Source organism: Phyllobacterium sp. SL163 (assembly GCF_049896885.1).
In the GTDB taxonomy this organism is placed as follows: Bacteria; Pseudomonadota; Alphaproteobacteria; order Rhizobiales; family Rhizobiaceae; genus Phyllobacterium; species Phyllobacterium calauticae.
In genome coordinates, this window is sequence record NZ_JAFCVE010000001.1 from 158,809 (window position 1) to 180,816 (window position 22,008).

Below are 22,008 nucleotides of genomic sequence, written 5' to 3' on the forward strand. Positions count from 1 at the left end.
ACAGGTTTCGTCCCATGCGCTCCTCCGTGATTGCTTCTGCCGTCGTCGCCGCCATTGTCGGGTTTGGCGGCACGCTCGCACTGATCATCGCCGCGGCACAGGCGCTTGGCGCGACACAGGCGCAGACGGCAAGCTGGGTGACGGCGCTTTGCCTTGCCATGTTTATCTCCACGGGTTTTCTCAGCTGGCGTTACAAGATGCCGATCATCACGGCATGGTCGACGCCGGGACTGGCCCTGATCGGCGCCAGCACGGGCTTTACCATGCAGCAGGGTGTCGGCGCCTTCATCGTCACAGCCATCGCCATCATCATCACGGGACTGGTCAAGCCGGTTTCCGGCCTGGTTTCCAAAATTCCGGCATCGATTGCCTCCGGCATGCTGGCTGGCGTCCTGTTCGCCTTCCTCATCGGCGCTGCGCGAACAATCCCCGTTGATCCGATCTTCGTCCTGCCGTTGGTGCTTCTCTTCTTCGTCATCCGCCTGTTCAATCCGGCCATGGCAGTCCTCGCCGTGCTGTTCGGCGGCATTCTCTTCGCCTTCCTCAGCGGCCGTGTTGCCAGTGTACCGGATATCAGCCTCTCGACACTCACCCTCATCATGCCGGTCTTCGACACACGGGCGATCATCGGCATTGCCCTGCCGCTTTACCTCGTCACCATGGCGTCGCAGAATCTGCCCGGTTTTGCCGTGCTTCGTGCCGCCGGTTACGAGCCGCCGACGGCGGCGGCATTGCAGGTAACAGGGCTCCTTTCATTGCTGACGGCCCCCTTTTGTGCACATACGAGCAACATGGCGGCCATCTCAGCGGCGATCTGCACCGGGCCGGATGCCCATCCGGACCCGGCACAGCGCTGGCTGACCGGCCCGTTCTATGCGCTGTCCTATCTGATACTGGCCATCTTCGGCGCCTCGCTGGTGGCACTGTTTGCCGTCCTGCCGGCACCCCTGATCGCGCTGGTCGCCGGTCTCGCCCTGATCGGCGCCTTTGCCAATGCGCTGACGATCGCACTGAAAAACGAGACCGAGCGGCTAGCCGCCGTCGTCACCTTTGCCGTGACCGCATCGGGCATTTCCATTGCCGGAATCGGCGCTGCCTTCTGGGCGCTGGTGGCGGGCCTGCTTGTGGTTGCCTTCGATCACGCAAAGAAACATATCTGATTCCAAGCCCTTACCGCATTCGAGCCCGGCATTTCTTGAAAAGCCGCAATCCGTCTCCCATGTCGTAAACAATCGACCAATTGGGGTCGGGCTTTCGTGAGAAGGAAGGGCTTTTATGAACAATGCTGCTTTGATCCGGCCGGGCTGGACCCCAGCAACCATCGCCCTGATGGTTATTGGTTTCATGCTGTTCTGGCCGCTTGGTTTCGCCATGCTCGCTTACATCCTTTGGGGTAACCGGCTGGATGGTTTCAAGCGCGACGTCAGCCGCGCTACCGATGGCTTCTGCGGCGCATTCCGTCGCGGCAAAGGTCCGTCCTTCGGACGCGGTTCGTTTGGCACAGGCAATGTCGCCTTCGACGAATGGCGCGAAAAGGAACTGGAGCGCCTGGCCGAGGAACGCCGCAAGCTCGAAGAGATGCGCGCCGCGTTCGAGGACTACGCGCATGAACTGCGCCGTGCCAAGGACCGGGAAGAGTTTGACCGCTTCATGGCTGAACGCAATGCCGCGGCAAAGAAGCCGTCTTCGGGCGTCAACGACGCCGAAGAGGAATAAAACCATCCTGCGGACGGTTCCCTCCAGTCCTGTCCGCATTTCCCCAGCGAAGCGGCGCCGGAGCGATCCGGCGCCGCCTCTGTTTTGTCTCACGGCTTTCACCCGAATCAATTAAAGTCCCGCCCATGATCCTTTCGCTGTTCCGAAGCCCGCCGAAAAAATCCGCGACGCTGAAAGCCGAGCGGAGCTACGAGGTTGCGGGCCGTGTCCTGCCGTTGCGCGTGATGGAAAACCCGCGCGCGACGCGTCTCACTCTGCGCATCGATGCGGGCGGCAAGGGCTTGCGGATCACCGTGCCGCCAGGGATGCCGACGCGCGAAGTCGACAAATTCCTGGCGCGTCACGAGGGCTGGATCGAGACCCGCATTGCCAGGATGCCGGACCAGCCCAAAGTGCGGCCGGGGGTCAAGATTCCGATCCGCGGCGTCCCGCATCTCATCGTGCATGAACCGGACAAGCGTGGAACCGTGCGACAGGAAAACGGCGCGGAGGGCCCGCGACTGATCGTCCATGGCGACCGGCCGCATCTGGCGCGCCGGGTCGGCGACTTCCTCAAACGGGAGGCGCGGCACGATCTCGACATGCTGGTGGCGCGGCACACCGCAACGGTCGGACGACGGGCCAAGATTATCCGCCTCAAGGATACCAAAAGCCGCTGGGGCTCCTGCACCTCGGATGGCACCCTCTCCTTTTCCTGGCGCATCATGATGGCGCCGCCACCGATCATCGACTATCTCGTGGCGCATGAAGTTGCCCATCTCAAAGAGATGAACCACGGACCAAAATTCTGGAAACTTTGCGGTGAGCTCTGCCCCGACACGGAACGCTGCAAGGCCTGGTTGAAACGCAACGGCAGCGCCCTTCAGGCGATTGATTTCAGCTGATGCCGGAACCAGTCACGCCTGCCATAGAAGCGGCCGCTCGAATCCTCTGGAATTTCCATCTCGTCTATGACTCGCTTGGCCCGGTCGACCTGATTGTCGGCCTCGGCAGCTACGACCTGCGCGTGGCCGACCGCTGCGCCGACCTGTGGCATCAGGGGCTGGCCGCCAAAATCCTGTTTACCGGCAAGGCTGGCAACTGGACCAACCATCTCTACACAACAAGCGAGGCGGAAGCATTTGCCAGGCGCGCTATTGGCGCTGGCGTCCCGGCCAACGCGATTCTGATTGAACCGAACGCGACCAATATCGGCGAGAATATCCGGTTTGCGCGGGAAATGGCTGGTGATACCGTCAAGCGCGTCATCATCGTCACCAAACCGCAGACGCAGCGCCGGGCCTTCGCGACGGTGCGCGCGCAATGGCCCGAGATAAACGCCGCGGTGACGGCACCGTTGCACGGCTTTCAGGATCAACCGCTCACAACCTATCCGCTCGACCGGCTGATCCATGAGATGGTTGGCGACGTCAAGCGCATTGTCGACTATCCGGCCAAAGGCTTTCAGATTGCGCAATCGGTCCCTCCGGCCGTCGCAGATGCGTTCGATTTCCTTGTCAAAGCGGGCTATGACCACCACCTTTAGTATCGAAGGATAAACCGCGCAAAATCCTCGACTCTTGCGCGTTTTCGTGGCACTGGCACCGGTTATGAGCCTTGATATCAAAATATGCGGATTAAAGACCGACGAAGCCGTTGCGGCAGCGCTGGATGAAGGCGCGTCGCATATCGGTTTCATCTTTTTCCCCAAAAGCCCGCGCAATGTCGATGCGCAGACCGCCGGCCGCCTGCGCCGCGCCGCAGTCGGTCGGGCGAAGGCCGTTGCCGTCACCGTAAATGCAGACGACGCAACGCTTGATGCGATTGTTGCCGAGATGCAGCCCGACATGCTGCAGTTGCATGGCGACGAAAGTCCGGCCCGTGTCAGCGCCGTCAAGCAACGCTACGAATTGCCTGTCATCAAGGCCCTGGCGCTGCGCGAACGCCGCGATCTCGACGCGATTGCCCCCTATATCGGCATTGCCGATGGCTTTCTCTTCGATGCCAAACCACCCAAGGGATCGGACCTTCCGGGAGGAAATGGCGTGTCTTTCGACTGGCAAATCCTCGGCGGCCTTGACGCCTCGGTCAATTACATGCTTTCCGGGGGCCTCAACGCCGGTAATATTGCCGAGGCGCTGGAAGCGACGAATGCGCGCGGTATTGATATTTCGTCCGGCGTCGAGTCCGCGCCGGGTGTAAAAGATGTTAGCCTGATCAGAGAATTTTTCCGGGTTGCGCGCGCCGCCAAAAGCGCCGACGTGGCCTGAACAAACGGAGCGGAACGGTGGACAAGGCGGTTGAACCCAATTCATTCAAGACAGGTCCTGACGAAGAGGGCATGTTCGGTATTTTCGGCGGGCGTTTCGTTGCTGAAACGCTGATGCCGCTGATCCTTGAATTGCAGCAAGCCTATGACGACGCCAAGAATGATCCGGCCTTCAAGGCCGAGCTACGTGAATTGTCCACCAATTACGCCGGGCGCCCGTCAAAACTTTATTATGCCGAAGGTTTGACCAGGCATGTCCGTCAGTTGGCCAAGGACAAGGGTCTTGATGGCGGCGCGAAAATCTACTTCAAGCGCGAAGATCTCAACCATACCGGCAGCCACAAGATCAACAATTGCCTTGGGCAGATCCTGCTGGCCAAGCGCATGGGCAAGACCCGCATCATCGCGGAAACCGGTGCCGGCCAGCACGGCGTTGCCTCAGCGACGGTCTCGGCGCGGTTCGGCCTGCCCTGCGTCGTCTACATGGGCGCCACCGACGTCGAACGGCAGGCACCCAATGTTTTCCGCATGAAGCTGCTGGGGGCTGAAGTGAAGCCCGTCGCCTCCGGCCACGGCACGTTGAAGGACGCGATGAACGAGGCGCTGCGCGACTGGGTCTCGAATGTCGATGACACCTACTACCTCATCGGCACCGCTGCAGGCCCGCATCCCTATCCGGAACTGGTGCGCGATTTCCAGTCGGTGATCGGCGAGGAAGCACGCGCGCAGATTCTCGAGCGTGAAGGCCGCCTGCCCGATACGATCATTGCGGCCGTCGGCGGCGGTTCCAACGCCATCGGCCTGTTCCACCCCTTCCTTGACGACAAGAGCGTCGAAATCATCGGCGTTGAAGCTGGCGGCCGCGGCCTCGACGGTGAAGAGCATTGCGCCTCCATGAGTGCTGGCAGCCCGGGCGTGCTGCATGGAAACCGCACCTATCTGCTGCAGAACAAGGACGGCCAGATTCTCGATGGCCATTCGGTTTCCGCCGGTCTCGATTATCCGGGCGTCGGACCGGAGCATTCCTGGCTGCGCGATACCGGCCGGGTTTCCTATGTGCCGATCCTCGATGACGAGGCGCTCGATGCGTTCCAGCTGACGACACGCGTCGAAGGCATCATTCCCGCGCTTGAATCGGCCCACGCCATTGCCCAGGCGGTGAAAATCGCGCCTGAAATGGCACAGGACAAGATCATGATCGTCAACCTGTCGGGTCGCGGCGACAAGGATGTGCATACGGTCGGCAAACTCATGGGTATGGAGATTTAAGCATGGCGACCCGTATCGACAGAAAATTTGCCGCGTTGAAGGCGGAGGGCCGTCCGGCACTCGTGACCTATTTCATGGGCGGTGATCCGGATTATGAGACCTCGCTGAAGATCATGAAGGCACTGCCCGGTTCCGGTTCGGATATCATCGAGCTCGGTGTTCCCTTTTCCGATCCGATGGCCGACGGTCCGGCAATTCAGGCAGCTGGCCTGCGTGCCCTGAAAAAGGGCATGTCGCTGACAAAGACGCTCGCGCTCGCCGCAAGCTTCCGCGAAAGCGACAACACCACGCCCATCGTTCTGATGGGGTACTACAATCCGATCTATATCTATGGTGTCGACCGTTTCCTCAGGGATGCCGTGGCCTCTGGCATCGATGGCCTGATCATCGTCGACCTGCCGCCGGAAATGGATGCGGAACTGTGCATTCCCGCCATCAAGGCCGGCATCAACTTCATCCGGCTGGCCACGCCGACGACGGATGAGAAGCGTCTTCCCAAGGTGCTGCAGAACACATCCGGCTTTGTCTACTACGTCTCGATGAACGGCATCACCGGTTCTGCCCTGCCCGATACGAGCAGGGTGGCGGATGCGGTCAAGCGCATCAAGCAGCATACGGACCTGCCGGTTGTGGTCGGGTTCGGCGTCAAGACCGCCGAGCAGGCCAAGGTGATCGGCACCGCGGCGGATGGCGTGGTCGTCGGCACCGCGATCGTCAATGCCGTTGCCAATACAATCCGTCCGGATGGCTCGCTTGTGGCCGACCCGGCAGAAGCCGTCGCGACGATGGTGCAGGGACTTTCCAGCGGCGTGCGCGCCGTGCGCCTTGCAGCGGCGGAATAGAAGCCCTAAATCACAATACCGACGAGAGAACAGGACCGATCATGAACTGGATCACAAATTACGTCCGGCCGAAGATCAATTCGATGCTTGGTCGCCGCGAAATGCCCGAAAACCTTTGGATCAAGGATCCGGTTTCTGGTGAGATGGTCTTCCATACGGATCTGGAAAAGAACCAGTGGGTCGTGCCGTCGTCCGGCCACCACATGCGCATTCGTGCCAAGGACCGCCTGCGCTACTTTTTCGATGATGGCGCCTACGAATTGCTGGAACAGCCGAAAGTGGTCACCGATCCGCTGAAGTTCCGCGACGAAAAGCGCTATATCGACCGCCTGAAGGAACATCGCGCCAAGTCCGGCGTCGAAGACACAATCATCAACGCGCTGGGTACCATCGAAGGTCTGCCGATTGTGGCAACGGTTCAGGATTTCAGCTTCATCGGCGGATCGCTGGGCATGGCGGCAGGCGAAGCCATCATCAAGGCGTTTGAAACGGCAATCGCCCAGAAGCGGCCGCTCGTTCTGTTCGCTGCCTCGGGCGGTGCCCGCATGCAGGAAGGCATTCTTTCGCTGATGCAGCTGCCGCGCACCACCGTTGCGGTGGAAATGCTGAAGGAAGCGGGCCTGCCCTACATCGTGGTCCTCACCAACCCGACCACGGGCGGCGTCACCGCCTCCTACGCCATGCTGGGCGACATCCATATTGCCGAGCCGGGTGCGCTGATCGGCTTTGCCGGACAACGCGTCATCGAGCAGACCATCCGGGAAAAGCTGCCGGAAGGCTTCCAGACCGCCGAATACCTGAAAGCCCATGGCATGGTCGATATGGTCGTGCCGCGCACCGAACTCAAAGCCACCATTGCGCGTCTTTTGAAGATGCTCATGGGCGAAAAGGCAACCGAGGTTCCCGTTGCCAAGCCGAATGGTGCGGCGCTGCCGGCAACGATTGAAGCCGAAGCTTGATTCAATTGATGGTTCTGGAGGCCTTTGCCGTTGGCTTTGTCTGTGTCGTCGAAGGCTGAGGCGATTATCGAGCGCTTGCTCGGGCTTCACCCGAAGGGTTTTGACCTGTCGCTAGGGCGCGTTACGCGTCTTCTCGATGCCTTGGGCAATCCGCACCTGAAAATGCCTCCCGTCATCCACGTGGCGGGCACCAACGGCAAGGGGTCATGCGTTGCTTTCTCCAGGGCGCTTTTGGAAGCTGCCGGTTATACCGTGCACGTGCACACCTCGCCGCATCTCGTTCACTGGCATGAACGCTACAGACTGGGTGCACCGGGCGGCGGCAAGCTGGTCGATGATGAAACCTTTTCCGATGCCCTCACCCGGGTCGAGGAAGCCAATGCCGGTCAGGCCATCACCGTTTTCGAGATACTGACCGCCGTCACCTTCGTGCTGTTTGCCGAACACCCGGCCGATGCCGTGATCCTTGAAGTCGGGCTTGGCGGCCGTTTCGACGCCACGAACGTCATTCCGGAGCCTGCGGTCAGCGTCATCATGCCGATCTCGCTCGATCACCAGCCCTACCTCGGCGACCGCGTCGAGCTGATCGCAGCGGAGAAAGCCGGCATCATCAAGCCGGGCTGCCCGGTTGTCATCGGTGCGCAGGAAGAAGAAGCGGCACGCATGGTGCTGATCGAAACGGCCGAGCGGCGGGATTGCCCCTTTGCCGTCTACGGCCAGGACTTTCTTGCCTTCGAAGAACGCGGCCGGATGATCTATCAGGACAATACGGGCCTGCTCGACCTGCCCTTGCCGGCCTTGCTCGGCCGGCATCAATTGTCCAACGCCGCAGCCGCCATCCAGGCGGTGAAGACGGCGGGTTTCACGCTGCCGGATTATGCCATCGAAACGGCCATGACAATCGTCGAATGGCCCGCCCGCATGCAGCGCCTGATCAAGGGCAAGCTGGTCGAGCTGGCAGTACCCGGTTCGGAAATATGGCTCGATGGCGGTCACAATCCCGGTGCAGGCCTGGTGATCGCCGAAGCGATCGCTTCGCTGGAAGACCGCAGCCCGCGGCCGCTTTTCCTGATCACCGGAATGATCAACACGAAAGACCCCATCGGCTATTTCGAAGCCTTCACCGGCATGGCGCGGCATGTCTATACGGTGCCGATCCGCTCCAGCGATTCCGGTATTCCGCATGAACAGCTGGCGATCGCCGCCGGCGATGCCGGCCTTTCCGCCGAGCCGGTGCATTCCGTCGAGAATGCGCTGAAAATATTGCGGGACAGCTGGGACAAGTCCGAACCGGCTCCGCGCATTCTCATCGGCGGCTCGCTGTATCTCGCCGGCGATGTTCTGGCCGAAAACGGCACCCCACCGCAATAAAAAACCCGGCACAAATGCCGGGTTTGATCAATGTCTATGACTTCAGCTTATGCGGCTGAATTACGGATCCAGTCGCTGAGCTTGCTCTTGGGAGCAGCGCCAACCAGATTGGCAGCCAGTTCGCCATCCTTGAACATCAGCAATGTCGGAATGGAACGCACGCCGAACTGGGCTGCAAGTTCCGGATTCTCGTCGATGTTGACTTTGGCAATCGTGACCTTACCAGCCATTTCCGAAGCGATTTCTTCAAGGGCAGGGGCGATCATCTTGCAGGGGCCGCACCACTCGGCCCAGAAATCAACAACAACAGGCTGACCTGCCTGAAGTACATCGGACTGGAAATTGCTGGTGTCGATCTTGACGGTAGCCATCGGCTTTTCCTTATCGGTTATTGAATGTTGCCCATCATGTGGTGAGTCTACCCACCCGCGTCAAGCTCGGTCATCTCACGATGCGGTGAGACGGGCAAGGGCAGCCTGCATCTCATTCACCGGAATATCGATGAGATGCGGGCCTTCGGTGAACAGCAGAGCAGCCTCCACGCTCTTTCCAGGATAAAGCGGCTCCAGCAATTGCCGGTAGAGTGCCAGCTGCGCCACATAGGCGTCGGGCACTTCTTTCAGGTTGCGCGGCGCCGGGCGGTTGGTCTTGTAATCGACGATCAGCACACGGCTTTCGCTCACTGCAAGCCGGTCAATGACACCGGATACGGCATGATCCTTGCCGCGCAGATGCAACGTGCCCATGACTGCGATTTCGGCGAGGGAACCGGGCGCGAAGACTGGCGCGAAACGCGGATCGTCCATGACGGCGAATGCCGATTGCAGGGCGCTTTCGATTTCTTCCGGCTTCCAGTCAAAGGCAGCGCGGGAGAGATACCGGTCGGCGGCAGCGCGGCGCTGGGCGACGGGCAGATTGGGCAATGTCTGTAGCAGCGCATGGATGACCGTACCGCGCCGGATCGCGAAGGCGGGATCGGTGCCCTCCGCGCCGAGAACCGGCGAGCCGGTGACCAGTGGCTCTTCCTCTTCGGGCTCGATCAGAAGAGACACGCCGGACGGCGCCAGCGGGCGCGGCAACCCGGCCTCCCTTGCCATGGGCGCACGATAGCGGGATGGGAAAGGCATTACCGATGCCGCCGGCACCAATTCCGGCTCCTGCACCGGACCACCTGTCCGCGCCGTCTCGCGGTAATGTTTTGCGACGACACCCTCCACCGGATGATCGAACGGTTCGCTCACATCCGTCAGCGCCGCATCGACAAGACCGTGCCAGGTATCCGGAGACTGGCGGGCACCGCGGTAACCGCAAACGATCAGACGATCCTCCGCACGGGTCATGCCGACATAGAGCAGGCGGCGATATTCCTCTTCCGACCGTACTTTCAGGCTGTCGACGATGGAGCCGGTAAAGGCGGTCGCATAGGATTTGGACGGCACGAAAAGGAAGCCCTTGCCCTGCCATCCCTCTTCTTCTTTCATCGGGAACGACAGAAGATTTGGCGTTCGCCCGCCCGACGAAGCGGAACTACCGGAATCAACCAGGAATACCACCGCAGCTTCAAGCCCTTTGGCCGCATGCACGGTCATGATGCGCACTTCATCGCGGCTCTGGTCGAGTTCGCGTTTGATCTCGGGCGTGGCGGCCTCGAGCGTTTCCAGAAAGGCCTGCAGTCCGGGAAGACCGGTCTTCTCCGTGGCGATGGCATAGTTCTGGAATTCGTCAATCACGTCGCCAGCCTCGTGCCCCAGCCGCGCCAGAAGCTCGCGCCGCGCACCGCCACTGCCAAGAATATCCGCGTAGAATTCGAACACCGGCACCGTATCGGCGCGGTTGCGCCACTCCTGCAGGCGCTTGGCGACGGCCGCCAGCGCAGGATCGCTCTTGGCCCGGATCGTCAGGCGCTGATGCAGGGTTTCGTTTTCCGCCCGCCCGTGTGCCAGATGGAAAAGCTGGTCATCGTCCCATTTGAAGATCGGGCTCTTGAGCAATGCCGCCAGCGACAGATCATCGGAGGGCAAGAGCATGAAACGGCCAAGTGCCATCAAATCCTTGACGGCGATGTGGTCCGTCAGTTTGAGCCTGTCGGCACCGGCCACCGGCACATGGCGCTTCTTCAACTCGCGCGACAGGGCGGGCATGAACTGATCGCGCTTGCGCACCAGAACCATGATATCGCGCGCCTGCAGACGCCGGTTCTTGCCTTCGATGACCTCACCGTTCTTCAACCAGAGATCGATGGTCCTGGCAATCTGTTCGGCAAGACGAACCGGCGGCGCGGGAAGGCTGTCGACCGGCGTTCGCCAATCCTCCTCCTGTTCCGTGGTTTCGGGGGTCAGCATATCCCAGATCTGCACTTCACCGGGATCGCCGGACCGGATCGCCGTGTGGACAGTCGCGCCGTGATCGGCACCAAAGCCGCGATTGGCTTCAGGCCGCTTGAACACGGCATCCACCGCGGACAGCACGTCGGGCACGGAGCGGAAGGAGAAGTTCAGATTGACCCTGGAGAAACTCAGCTCGGCATTTTCGGCGTTTTTCTCGGTTGCCTTGCCATGGCGGGCGAAATCTTCCGGTATGGCGCCCTGAAACGAATAGATGGACTGCTTTTCATCACCCACGGCGAACAGGGTACGCCGGACAGTGCGTGCGGTACTGCCGGAAAAAAACTCCTCGCTGAGCAGGCGGATGACCCGCCACTGGTTGGGGCTGGTATCCTGCGCCTCATCGACCAGAATGTGATCAATGCCCTTGTCGAGCTTGTACTGCACCCATGGCCCGGCATCCTGCCGCGCCAGCAGCGCCACCGTGCGCACGATCAGATCATCGAAGTCGAGCAGGCCCCGCGCCCTTTTCATCTGCTGGTAACGGCCGATCAGATCGTCGACCAGCACCAGCGCCGACAGGGTCAGCCGGATCTGCCGCAGCTGTTTCAGGCGGTCCAGGCCGCTGAAAATCCTGTCCGCTGCCCGGTCATAGCGTTCGATGAAATCAGGAATGCGGTCGGTCACGCCCTTCGACGCGACATACCCGCCGCTCTTGGGATCGCCTGTCGCTTTCAGAAACGCTGCCCGCAGCACCTCTTCACGCTGATCGATTTGATCATTCACCTTGGCAAACCGCAGCAGGAGCGCAAATTCCTGGGCCCGCGAAGCGCCCTTCGGCACCGCCATGATATCGTCCAGCACGCCCTGCGGGAATTCCGGAACCGGCCAGAGGGTGGACAGGATATCGTCTTCCGTCTCCGCGCCGGTAAAGCCAAACTGGGCAAAGAAGAGGGGACGCCGCAGCGCATCATGACCCACGTCACGAATGAACTGCGTCAGGTCATGGCGCTTGTTGACGGCTTCATCGAGCAGTTCCTGCAACCCGAATTCGCCGGCCGCGTCGAGGACATCGTTGAAGGCGGCCGCAAGCTCGACATTGCCGCCAAGCCGCGCTGTCTGGAGCAGCTGGCGGCGTGCTTCCCCCACCAGCGCCACCTGCATCATGTCATCCATCAGTTCAAAATGACCGGCGATGTTCGCTTCCAATGGAAACTGATGCAGAATCGCCTCGCAGAAGGCGTGGATCGTCTGGATCTTCAGACCACCCGGCGTTTCCAATGCCCGGGCAAAAAGGCGGCGTGCCTGCGCCAGCCGCGCGGGTCCGGGACGCTTGCCATCGATTTTCTCGATCGTCTGCGCCAGGGCCTCCTCATCCATGGTTGCCCAATCGGAAAGCCGGGCAAAGACGCGGTTCTGCATGACGGCTGCTGCGGCCTTGGTATAGGTCAGGCACAGTATTTTCGACGGATCGGTGCCATCGAGCAGAAGGCGGATGACGCGCTCAGTCAGAACGTGTGTCTTGCCTGACCCCGCATTGGCGGACACCCAGACCGAATCCACCGGATTGGCGGCACTGTTCTGGTCGGCAATGGTTTCCCTAGGGATGTTGAGCGGCTTTTTCATTCCCCGCCCTCCCCGCCATCGTCAGCGCCGCCCGCCGACCATTCCAGCACCCGCGCGAGGTGATCGTAATCGCCAGTCAGATCGCTTTCCTTGAATGGCAGGGCGCGCGACAGATAACCCTTTTGCGGGTCATGATAGGCAACAAGCAGTTCATTCAAACGAAGCCATGCAAGCACACCCAGCTCAGGCGCAGTCTTTTCGCTCTTGCTGGCCGCTGTTCCCACCTTGAGGATCGATTCGGGATCCACCCTACCGTTTGGCCGCAAGCGCACATAGAGCAGATCCGAGGCCTGACGTGCACCAACTTCGTGAAAGGCACCGCGGGCGAGAAGCGCCGCTTCCAGTGCCAGCTGCGGCGAGAGCAGCACGTGGGCCTGTTTACGCGAGGGGGTGGAACCCGTCTTGTAGTCGATGATTTCAACGGTTCCGTCCCGCATCAGATCGACACGGTCGGCGCGGCCGGAAAGCGTGACACCTGACGCTTCGACCGGGATTTTCTTCGAGGCGATTTCCGGATGGCGTTCGGCCAGCAACGGCGCCCGTTCGCGCTCCCATTGCAGGAACTCGGGTACGAGGTTCAGGAAACGCGGCCACCACACCGCGTCGATTTCCTCTGGCAAGGCGATGTCATCGAAATAGCGCCGGCCAATCTCCGAAAGCCGGGCTGCCGCATCGGCACGAACCGGATCGATGCCCTGTTCGGTGAACTGCGCCAGAATGTCGTGAAACAGCGAGCCGCGCTCCGCCGCATCGGGATCGCGGATCAGCGGCTCGATAGGACGCAGGCGCAGGATGCGCCGGGCGAAGATCGCGTAGGGATCGCGCCGCAGGGTTTCGATTTCCGTGACGGAAAAATGCTTTGGCCGCGCCTCGAGCGGCGGCTTTGGCTCCGGCCGTTTGACAAAGTCCTCATCGGGCGCATCGTCGATATCCCGGGCCCAATGCAGATATTGCGCACCTCGTGCGCGCAATTCATCACCGGCCTTCTTGCCAAGCACCGTTTCCAGCCGCTGCAACCAGCGGGACGCAACGGTTGGCGCATTGGCCGAGCGTTGCGCCCTGCTGAGAATGACCCGCTCCATGCCGAGCGCCATCTGGAAATCATGCGCCGCAAGGCCGGTGCGCCGTTCCGGCGGTTCCAGGTTGATGACGGCTTTCATCGGCCGGGACATGAAGGGGTCGTTGCGGGTCTTGCCGGGCCAGGATCCCTCATTCAACCCGCCGATGATGACGGTATCGACGGTCTGCAGGCGCGCTTCCAGCGCACCCCAGATGAACAGGCGCGGATGAGCGCCGGCCTTGGGTTTCACCACTTCACCCGCCATCAGGGCTTCAATCATTGCCGGCCATTCAACCGGCGTGAAATCGAGACCGGAATCGGCGGACACGAGATTGCGCAGAAAGGCGGCGAACTGTTCTCCGGCAGCGCCGGTATAAAGCCCCGATATATCACCCCTGTCATCGCGGACCAGATTTTCGAGGCTGGCAATTGTCGCCCGGACGATATCCGATATTTCCACGGATTCGCCGACCTGCGTGAAGGCACTGAGCTCAAGCATACATTGCCCGAGCGCCGCGCAGACTATCCGCGCGGCCTCAATCCGCTGCGCGGAAATCTGGCGCAGCCAGGCAGGCTCGAATGGAGCCGTACTGCCTTCGGCAAGACGCCGCTCGAAGAATTCAGCCAGTCCTGCCAGGGTCGCGCGTCCGGTGCCGCCGCGCAGGGCAATGAGTTCAATGGTTTCTGCCGCCTGCCGGACGGCGTTGCGGTCCATGCCGAGCCGCGTCAGCGGATGCTTGAGCAGAGCCAGCAGCACGACAGGGTCACCCGGATTGAACACCGTTTCCAGTGCGAGGCGCAGGAGCGTTGCCGGCTGGGTTTCGCGCAGGGCATGACCGCCGGAATCATCGGCGGCAATGTTGAAACGCGCAAGTTCACTGGCCACACGCCGGGCGAGATCCCGATCCGCCGTAATGAGCGCCGCCGTCTTATCGGGTGTCTCAATGGCATCGCGCAAGGCGATCGCCACTGCCAGTGCTTCCTCGCGTTCGTTGGCCGCCTCGATCAGGGCGACGGGCGCGACCGCCGCGGAAAACGCGTTGCTTTCCCGGTTGATCGCACTCCACGCCTCGCTTGTTTCGGCAGGGCGCATGGCTTCCGCCAACAAGTGCTCACGTGCCCGCTTCTGCGGGCTGACAGCGCCAAGACGGACAACATCCTGGCGCAGGACGCCAAGCTCGGCCAGAAGCTTTCTCAGGCCGAATTGCGGATGTCCAAAGATGGACGGATTATCCTGTGTGTTGGCCAGCACCTGCCAGCTCGGTTCATCCATATCGCGATCAAGCCCTGGCAGGACCACCGCACCTTGCGGCAGGGCGGCGATTGCGCTGAGAAGATGTGCTGTGGCCGGGATCGAGCCGGTGGAACCGGCGGCGATAACAGGGCCATCGGGAGGGTTGCGCAAAAGCCGCTCTGCTTCCAGTTCAATCAGCTGATTGCGGTGGGCGGCGGGATTGGAGCGGTGCCGCTCATTGAGAATATCCGGCCAGAGACTAGTGACGATATTGAGGAAATCCAACGTCACCTGCCACCACTCCGGCAGTTCCTCCGAAACAATGTTCGACAGCGTGCTCCAGCCGCTTGCCTCGGTCTCCACCTGATCCATGAGCCCGGCGAGATCACGCGCCAGCCAGATGGCATCCGCCGTGGTTGCCGGAATGGCAATGTCCTCATTGCCGAACAGGGCACGGACATGCTCCGGCAGGCGCTCCCGCCACGGCCGCACCAGCCGTGCAAGCAGAAGCAGCCGTTCTGTGGAACTGACCGGCGGCAGCAGATCGAAAAACGCGTCCGACCCCATATCGAACATCGCTGCATCTTCATCCACGTCACCCAGTGGGCGGATAACGGGGAGGATCGCGGATTTCACCGGACTCTTTTCGACAAGCAGCGAGCGCAGGGTCCGCGCCGCGCGGCGGGTCGGCACATAAATCGTCGCCCGGGCAAGCGCCAGCGGATCAGCAGGGTTGACCGGAAAACCGGGAATGAGATTGCCGGACAGAACCGCGTCGACCAGAGCGGGAAGAAACGGGTCGCCGGGAGCTATCGAGAAAATGCGTGGACCGTGGCGCTCAACCATGGGTCTCCTGCCCGAGGCCGGCAATCACGGCTTCCGCCTCTCCGATCGCCTCGGGCGTGCCGACGGTCAGCCAATGGCCCTGCATCGGCATCCCGAAGAGACGCCCGGCACTGATGGCTTCATCGAAATAGCGATTGAGCGACGCACGCGCCACCGGCTTTCCTTCAAAGAGACGCGGATGCGTGATCGCGGCCCCGGCATAAATATAGGGTGATGCGTCACCTTCGCGGAAGCGCTGCAGCCTTCCCTCGGCATCCACGGTAAAGTCGCCGCGGCCTTCATAGCCGGTCGCCTGATCCATGCGTGCCACCATCACAAGAATGTCCATCTTCGAAGCATCCCATGCTTCGGCGAGACGGACAAGATTGGGACGAGGCCCGTCGATCCAGAATGTATCGGCGTTGAGAATGTAAAAGGCATCCTGACCGATCAGGGGCAGGGCTTTGACGACGCCGCCAGCCGAATCGAGCAGTTCAGCCCGCTCGTCCGATATGGCGATCGCCGGCGAGCGCCGCGATCCGAGATGCTGTTCCATCTGGTCGGCGAGATAGTGAACATTGACCACCGCGCGAGCAATACCTGCCGCATTGAGAGCATCAAGCCCCCAATCAATCAATGATTTGCCGGCTACCTTTACCAATGGTTTTGGTATCGTATCGGTAATGGGACGCAAGCGTTTTCCGAGGCCCGCAGCCAGAAGCATCGCCGTATCGGGTATCGTCATTCACTGCAACTCCAGGGAAAGAAGGTCCATCTTTTCGCACCATTGACGGACAGGCGTCAGCGACGGATGGCCGAGAGCGCCGGCCAGATAAGCCTGAATGCGCGGAAGGTGCTTGAGATAATAGGGTTTGCCGTCCCGTTCATCCAGCCGCACAAAAATTCCCAGAATCTTGGCATTGCGCTGTGCCGCCATGATGGAAAAGGCCTCCAGGAAGGTACTTTCATTGAAAGAGCTGTCGCGGGACTGCCGTTCCTCGATATAAGCGGCCAGCAGGTATTGCTGAAGTTCAGGCTCGACCGTTACGCGCGCATCGAGCACCAGAGACGCCACGTCATAGGCGGATGGGCCAATCATCGCATCTTGAAAATCGAGAAGCCCGACGCGGTCGATGCCGCTGGCCTCGCTGCGCCAGAGAATGTTGGGAGAATGGAAATCGCGCTGAACCAGGCTCTTTTCCGAAGACTGAAGCCGACTAAACACCTGATCCCAAGCGGCAACGTAAGTTGCCTTCTGTTCCGGTGCCAGCCGGAAACCTGCCATCCGCGGAACATACCAATCCGACAGAAGTTCCACTTCGATCATCATGGCGTCGCGGTCGAAATCATGGATATGATGGGTATAGCCTTTGGCAATCTCGACGTCGCGCGCCCAGGAACGCTCATGCATGCGCGCCAGCAGCCGCACGGACGCCTCGTACCGTTCGACGATGGGGGCGCCATCCGCATCGAGTATGCCTTCATGTCCAAGATTCTCGAGCAACAGGAAGCCGTTGTCGAGATCGTCGGACATGATCTGCGGAACATAGAAGCCATTGGACCGCAGGAGATGGTTGACGGCTACGAATGCCGTCACCGACTGGGAAAGATGGGCGATCTGCATATAGGTCTTGCCGTCGCGCAGGATCGGTCCGCCGGGATTATAGGGCGAGTTCATCAGGATCAGCGGACGTTCACAGCCGGTATCGATCGTCTCGTAGCCGCGTGCGGAGGCATCGCCAAGCAGATAGCGGCGGTCTGCATCGGCATATCCCGCGCGGCCAAGGAATGTGCGTATGGCGAGAGAGCGCTGCAGCCTTGCAAGGGCGGCGTCTTCCCCGTCAATCTCGACCGTGCGGCCATTGCCATCATGGAGCAGATTGATGCGGATCGCCGGCTTGGCCAGCACGTCATCGGCCCGCTCCGGCCACTCCACCAGAACTGCGCCGTCCTCCAGTGCTTCGTCCAGCCCAAGCTCGTCGATTTCTTCGCTGGAAGACAGCCGGTACAAATCCACGTGACTGATCGGCAAACGCAGTTCCGGATAGGATTGCACGATCGTGAAGGTGGGGCTTGGAACCTCATAGGCACTGTCGTTGGCTATGGTGCGGATCAGCCCGCGGACCAGCGTCGATTTGCCGGCGCCCAAATCGCCGGACAGCGTGACAAGATCGCCCTTGACCAGCGCCAGCCCGATGTCCTGACCAAGCCGTTCCGTGTCTTCTGCCGTTGCGAGCTGGAGTGTCAGGGACGTCATGGGCGCCTTATTCAGCAGCGATGCTGAAGGTGCGTGCTTCCAGCGGGAACCGGCAGGTCACCAGCGTGCCCCTGCCCGCGGCGCTGCTGATATCGACCTTGCCGCCATGCAGTTCCACAAAGCCTTTGACGATGGAAAGGCCAAGACCCGCACCGCGCTTGCGGCCACCGTTCGGATAGGGCTGGAACCGCTTGAAAATACTGTCGAGCACATAGTCCGGCATGCCGGGTCCGTTGTCCTGAACGCTGAAAACCATCTCATTGTGTTCCGGCCCGCAGGTCAGTGTGATCGTACTGCCTTCGGGTGCATAATTGGCAGCATTGCTGAGAAGATTGGCGAGCACCTGCTTGACACGGCTGGCATCGGCACGGAAAGAACCCGCGCCGGATGCAATGCGGGTGTCGAGCAGAATGTTATGCTCCTTGAGGCGTTCAGCTACTTTTTCGGAGGCAGTGGCGACGGCATCGGCAACGGAGACATCACTGATATCCAGCTCCATGATACCGGCATCGACCGTGGCAAGATCGAGAATATCATTGACGATGGTCAGCAGGACCGAGGACGATGTGCCGATATGGTCGAGATAATCGCGCTGACGCTCGTTGAGCGGGCCGGTCATCGGCGTCTGCAGCAGCTCGGTAAAGCCCATGATGTTGGTCAGCGGCGAACGCAGCTCGTAGGAGACATGCTGGACGAAATCGTTCTTCAGTTCATCCGTGCGCTCCAGCGCCTCATTCTTTTCCTTCAGCGCCCGTTCGACCCGCACGGAATCCGTTACATCGACGAAGGTCAGCATGGTCTGGCCGCTTGGCAGGGGTGCAGAGGCAAAATAAAGGATTTTTCCGGTCGTCAGCTCGACATGACCTGACAGGGACTCCCGTTTGTCGTCAAAGCCTGTGACGGTCGTCACAAAGCTTTCCCATTGGGTTGCATCGGAAACCGGCTCGCACAGGCGGCGGATGGCCGAGATATGCATGCCTTCGGCGACCTGTTCGGCTTTCAGTGACCAGAGCGATGCAAAGGCGGGATTGGACAGGCGAATCTTGCCATCGGAACCGAACACCGCCACACCTTCCGCCAGATGGTCTAGCGTCTGCCCCTGTACCTTGATCAGCGTGTTGTAGCGGCTTTCCAGCTGCAGCTTTTCCGTCAGGTTCTCGAAAACCCAGGTGACCCCGCCCTTGGGCTGCGGATTGACGATGACGCGCAAGGTGCGGCCGTCCGTCAGATGCCACAAGTGCTCCTGTGATTCGACCGAATGATAGGCCGAAAGCATGGAATCCTTCCAGCGGCGCCAATCCGGCTGTTCCGGCAGCGTGCCGTCGCTGCGGAAGCGGTCGAGCAGCATGGCATTGTCGGGCCGGCTTTCCAGCAGCGAGGTTTCCAGCCCCCACAGCTTGGCAAATGCCTGATTGAAGAATTGCAGCTTCCTGTTCGCATCGAACATGGCGACTGCCGAATTCAACTGGTCCAGCGTGTCCGAGTGATTGAGGACGGTGCGCTTGAATTCCTCGCGCACCAGCTCAATGTCGCTGACATCATTGGCCAGACCGGCGGAACCGGCGCTGCTTGCGACATCCGTGACCCGGAACACGTGACGATCGCCGCCGACCACTGTCGACAGCTCATCATGGAAAGACCGGCTTGCCGCTTTCTCGCGCTCGATGCGCTCGCGTGCCTGTACCCCGAACAATTCGCGTGTCTCCGCCACGGCAACATGCACGTCACTGACATCAACCGCCTTGGCATAGGCCATGTTGACCCAATTGAGCTTGCCGCTCCTGTCGCGGCTCCAGGCCGGCATTTCCAGCTGTTCCAACAGCCCCCGCAATGTGGTCAGGGCTTCGTTGAGCTGATAGTTTTCCGTCTTTAGCAGCGCCTGGGTGGCGCGCGCCTCGCCGAGGCTGATGAAACGAACAATGGCATAGCCGCCGGACGTGCGGCCCTGGACCTCCAGTGGCGTTCCCTTCGACGTCTCGACAACGATATCGAAGGCACGCGCCTTGCCGCGCAAAGCCTCGACGGAGCGATCCAGCAACGTTGCGGAATCAATGCGCAACCAGCGGCCAAAAGCCAGAAACAGCGAGCGGTCTTCGGGAACCCCGATTTCCTGCGGCAGGCTGCCGACGAGATTGGGCGTTGCAGAGTTGCCTTCCCACACAACCACCCGTTGATCCTTCAGATTGAGCAGCGCTTCGCCGCGCTGAACCGCGACATTGAGATCGGCGACCTTGTCGCGCAACTGGCGATTCTCGCTGGCAATGCGGCTGCGCTCGCGGATCAGCCAGCCCGCCGACAACAGGGCCGCGCCCATCGCGCCGAGGAACATGGCAAACTGAATGACTTCAAACGTGCCGAATGCAACCCCGAATGGGGTGTTGATCTTGCCAAGCGGATCATCGGCATGAGCAGCGGAAGACATGGTGCCAAGGATAGAAGCAGTCGAGCCAGCTCCCGCCAGCACAGTCCGCAGTTTCTTCAGCACCCGCTTTCCGCGTGTTGCCTCTTTCCCGCGAACATCCCCATCACCAATCTTCATATCAACCGTCGTCGCCCCATCCTGACAGATATCTCATGTTCCAACCCATCTGATTGATCCAACCATTTGGCCCATCTGGAAGAAAGCTATCCCGAATCACTACAATAAACCCTTGACGAATCGACGGGAAGAACTCCGCGCAAAAAAGAAAGCCGAAGAATTTGTCAATCCTTCGGCTTCCATATATTGTGTGTACTGGTTAACAGATTAATATCTGTAGTGGTCCGACTTGAAAGGACCGTTCGGTGTCACACCGATATAGGCAGCCTGTTCGTCCGAAAGGGTCGTCAATTTCGCACCAAGCTTATCGAGATGCAGGCGCGCGACCTTTTCGTCGAGATGCTTCGGCAGGACGTAGACCTCATTCTTGTACTGTGCGCCACGGCTGTAAAGCTCGATCTGAGCCAGAACCTGGTTGGTGAACGATGCGGACATGACGAAGCTCGGATGTCCCGTTGCGTTGCCCAGATTGAGCAGACGGCCTTCGGAGAGAAGCAGCATGCGCTTGCCGTCCGGGAACGAGATCATGTCGACCTGCGGCTTGATGTTGTTCCACTTGAGGTTGCGCAGTGCCGAGACCTGGATCTCGTTGTCGAAGTGACCGATGTTACCGACGATCACCATGTCCTTCATCTTGCGCATGTCATCGAGCTTGATGACATCCTTGTTGCCGGTCGTGGTGATGATGATGTCGGCGGTCGGTGCGGCATCTTCAAGCGTGACCACTTCGAAACCATCCATCGCAGCCTGCAGCGCGCAGATCGGATCCACTTCCGTGACCTTGACGCGTGCACCGGCACCGAGGAGCGACTGGGCCGACCCCTTGCCCACGTCACCGTAACCGCAAACCACGGCAACCTTGCCGGCCATCATGACGTCGGTAGCACGGCGGATGCCATCCACCAGCGATTCCTTGCAGCCATACTTGTTGTCGAACTTCGACTTGGTGACGCTGTCGTTGACGTTGATTGCCGGGAAAGGCAGGAGGCCCTTCTTCTGCAACTGGTACAGACGGTTCACACCGGTTGTCGTTTCTTCCGTGACACCCTTGATCGCATCGCGCTGCTTGGTGAAGAAACCAGGCGTTTCCTTCATGCGCTTCTTGATCTGGGCAAAGAGGATTTCTTCTTCTTCGCTGCCCGGATTGGACAGAACGTCTTCACCGGCTTCAGCGCGCGCGCCGATCAGGATGTACATGGTGGCATCGCCGCCATCATCGAGGATCATGTTGGAAGGCTGGCCATCCGGCCACTGGAAAATCTTGTCGGTATAGGTCCAGTATTCTTCCAGCGTTTCGCCTTTGACGGCAAAAACCGGCGTTCCGGTGGCTGCGATTGCCGCCGCCGCATGATCTTGGGTCGAGAAGATATTGCACGATGCCCAGCGCACGGTTGCGCCCAGGGCCTGCAGCGTTTCGATCAGGACCGCGGTCTGGATCGTCATATGAAGCGAACCGGTGATGCGCGCGCCCTTGAGCGGCTTGGACGTGCCAAACTCTTCGCGGCTGGCCATCAGGCCCGGCATTTCGGTTTCGGCGATTTCAATTTCCTTGCGGCCCCATGCGGCCAGCTCAAGGTCCTTGACTATAAAATCCTGTTTATCGGCCATCTGTTGTCAGCTCCGTCTTTGTTTTTCGGTCCAGCCGCCATTCCGAGGCGACCGGAGGTTGCTGTTGACTATCAGATTAGGGCGGAGCGCACAATGGGATATAAAGAAATCCTTATGCGTGCATATCCGA

16 protein-coding genes are annotated in these 22,008 nt (G+C 60.4%); 9 read left to right on the forward strand and 7 right to left on the reverse strand.

Annotated features, from left to right (window positions below):
• The first annotated feature begins 14 nt into the window (after nucleotides 1–14).
• The 9 genes from ACP7B1_RS00760 to ACP7B1_RS00800 all read left to right on the forward strand — a co-directional run bounded on the left by ACP7B1_RS00760 (nucleotide 15) and on the right by ACP7B1_RS00800 (nucleotide 8,405).
• Entirely contained in the window at nucleotides 15–1,160 is a 1,146-nt protein-coding gene (locus tag ACP7B1_RS00760; RefSeq protein ID WP_346306569.1) for a benzoate/H(+) symporter BenE family transporter, read from the forward strand.
• A 115-nt stretch (nucleotides 1,161–1,275) separates the two neighbouring features.
• Nucleotides 1,276–1,716, forward strand: coding sequence for a DUF2852 domain-containing protein (locus ACP7B1_RS00765; RefSeq protein WP_223613985.1), 441 nt, complete (start codon nucleotides 1,276–1,278; stop codon nucleotides 1,714–1,716).
• A gap of 125 nt (nucleotides 1,717–1,841) precedes the next feature.
• Nucleotides 1,842–2,600, forward strand: a complete 759-nt coding sequence (locus ACP7B1_RS00770) for a M48 family metallopeptidase (RefSeq protein WP_346306568.1) — start codon at nucleotides 1,842–1,844, stop codon at nucleotides 2,598–2,600.
• Nucleotides 2,600–3,241, forward strand: coding sequence for a YdcF family protein (locus tag ACP7B1_RS00775; protein ID WP_346306567.1), 642 nt, complete (start codon nucleotides 2,600–2,602; stop codon nucleotides 3,239–3,241). Before ACP7B1_RS00770 ends, ACP7B1_RS00775 begins: the two co-directional genes overlap by 1 nt.
• Nucleotides 3,242–3,305: 64 nt before the next feature.
• Entirely contained in the window at nucleotides 3,306–3,965 is a 660-nt protein-coding gene (locus ACP7B1_RS00780) for a phosphoribosylanthranilate isomerase (protein ID WP_346306566.1), read from the forward strand.
• Between the two features lie 17 nt (nucleotides 3,966–3,982).
• Complete coding sequence (gene trpB / locus ACP7B1_RS00785) at nucleotides 3,983–5,233, forward strand: tryptophan synthase subunit beta (protein ID WP_346306565.1); 1,251 nt, start codon at nucleotides 3,983–3,985, stop codon at nucleotides 5,231–5,233.
• Between the two features lie 2 nt (nucleotides 5,234–5,235).
• Complete coding sequence (gene trpA / locus ACP7B1_RS00790) at nucleotides 5,236–6,075, forward strand: tryptophan synthase subunit alpha (protein ID WP_223613980.1); 840 nt, start codon at nucleotides 5,236–5,238, stop codon at nucleotides 6,073–6,075.
• A 41-nt stretch (nucleotides 6,076–6,116) separates the two neighbouring features.
• Entirely contained in the window at nucleotides 6,117–7,034 is a 918-nt protein-coding gene (accD, locus tag ACP7B1_RS00795; RefSeq protein WP_223613979.1) for an acetyl-CoA carboxylase, carboxyltransferase subunit beta, read from the forward strand.
• 42 nt (nucleotides 7,035–7,076) lie between these two features.
• Nucleotides 7,077–8,405 carry a folylpolyglutamate synthase/dihydrofolate synthase family protein gene (locus tag ACP7B1_RS00800; protein ID WP_346306581.1) on the forward strand — a complete coding sequence of 443 codons (1,329 nt, stop codon included), beginning with the start codon at nucleotides 7,077–7,079 and terminating at the stop codon, nucleotides 8,403–8,405.
• A 47-nt stretch (nucleotides 8,406–8,452) separates the two neighbouring features.
• Here ACP7B1_RS00800 and trxA read toward each other — a convergent pair whose 3' ends face one another.
• The 7 genes from trxA to ahcY all read right to left on the reverse strand — a co-directional run bounded on the left by trxA (nucleotide 8,453) and on the right by ahcY (nucleotide 21,878).
• The gene (trxA, locus tag ACP7B1_RS00805) at nucleotides 8,453–8,776 is read right to left on the reverse strand and encodes a thioredoxin (RefSeq protein ID WP_105734109.1); all 324 of its coding nucleotides are present in this window, start codon (nucleotides 8,774–8,776) and stop codon (nucleotides 8,453–8,455) included.
• Nucleotides 8,777–8,851: 75 nt separating this feature from the next.
• Nucleotides 8,852–12,355 carry a double-strand break repair helicase AddA gene (gene addA, locus ACP7B1_RS00810; protein WP_346306564.1) on the reverse strand — a complete coding sequence of 1,168 codons (3,504 nt, stop codon included), beginning with the start codon at nucleotides 12,353–12,355 and terminating at the stop codon, nucleotides 8,852–8,854.
• A complete protein-coding gene (gene addB, locus ACP7B1_RS00815; RefSeq protein WP_346306563.1) occupies nucleotides 12,352–15,495 on the reverse strand; it encodes a double-strand break repair protein AddB in 3,144 nt (1,047 codons plus the stop codon). Before addB ends, addA begins: the two co-directional genes overlap by 4 nt.
• Nucleotides 15,488–16,219 (reverse strand): nucleotidyltransferase family protein, encoded by a 732-nt coding sequence (locus tag ACP7B1_RS00820; RefSeq protein WP_346306562.1) that lies wholly within the window; start codon nucleotides 16,217–16,219, stop codon nucleotides 15,488–15,490. The genes addB and ACP7B1_RS00820 overlap by 8 nt, the downstream gene beginning before the upstream one ends.
• A complete protein-coding gene (gene tsaE, locus ACP7B1_RS00825; protein WP_426136256.1) occupies nucleotides 16,220–17,731 on the reverse strand; it encodes a tRNA (adenosine(37)-N6)-threonylcarbamoyltransferase complex ATPase subunit type 1 TsaE in 1,512 nt (503 codons plus the stop codon).
• A 7-nt stretch (nucleotides 17,732–17,738) separates the two neighbouring features.
• On the reverse strand, nucleotides 17,739–20,270 hold the full coding sequence (locus ACP7B1_RS00830; protein WP_426136258.1) for an ATP-binding protein: 2,532 nt from the start codon (nucleotides 20,268–20,270) through the stop codon (nucleotides 17,739–17,741).
• Between the two features lie 207 nt (nucleotides 20,271–20,477).
• On the reverse strand, nucleotides 20,478–21,878 hold the full coding sequence (gene ahcY, locus ACP7B1_RS00835; protein ID WP_346306560.1) for an adenosylhomocysteinase: 1,401 nt from the start codon (nucleotides 21,876–21,878) through the stop codon (nucleotides 20,478–20,480).
• Nucleotides 21,879–22,008 lie beyond the last annotated feature (130 nt).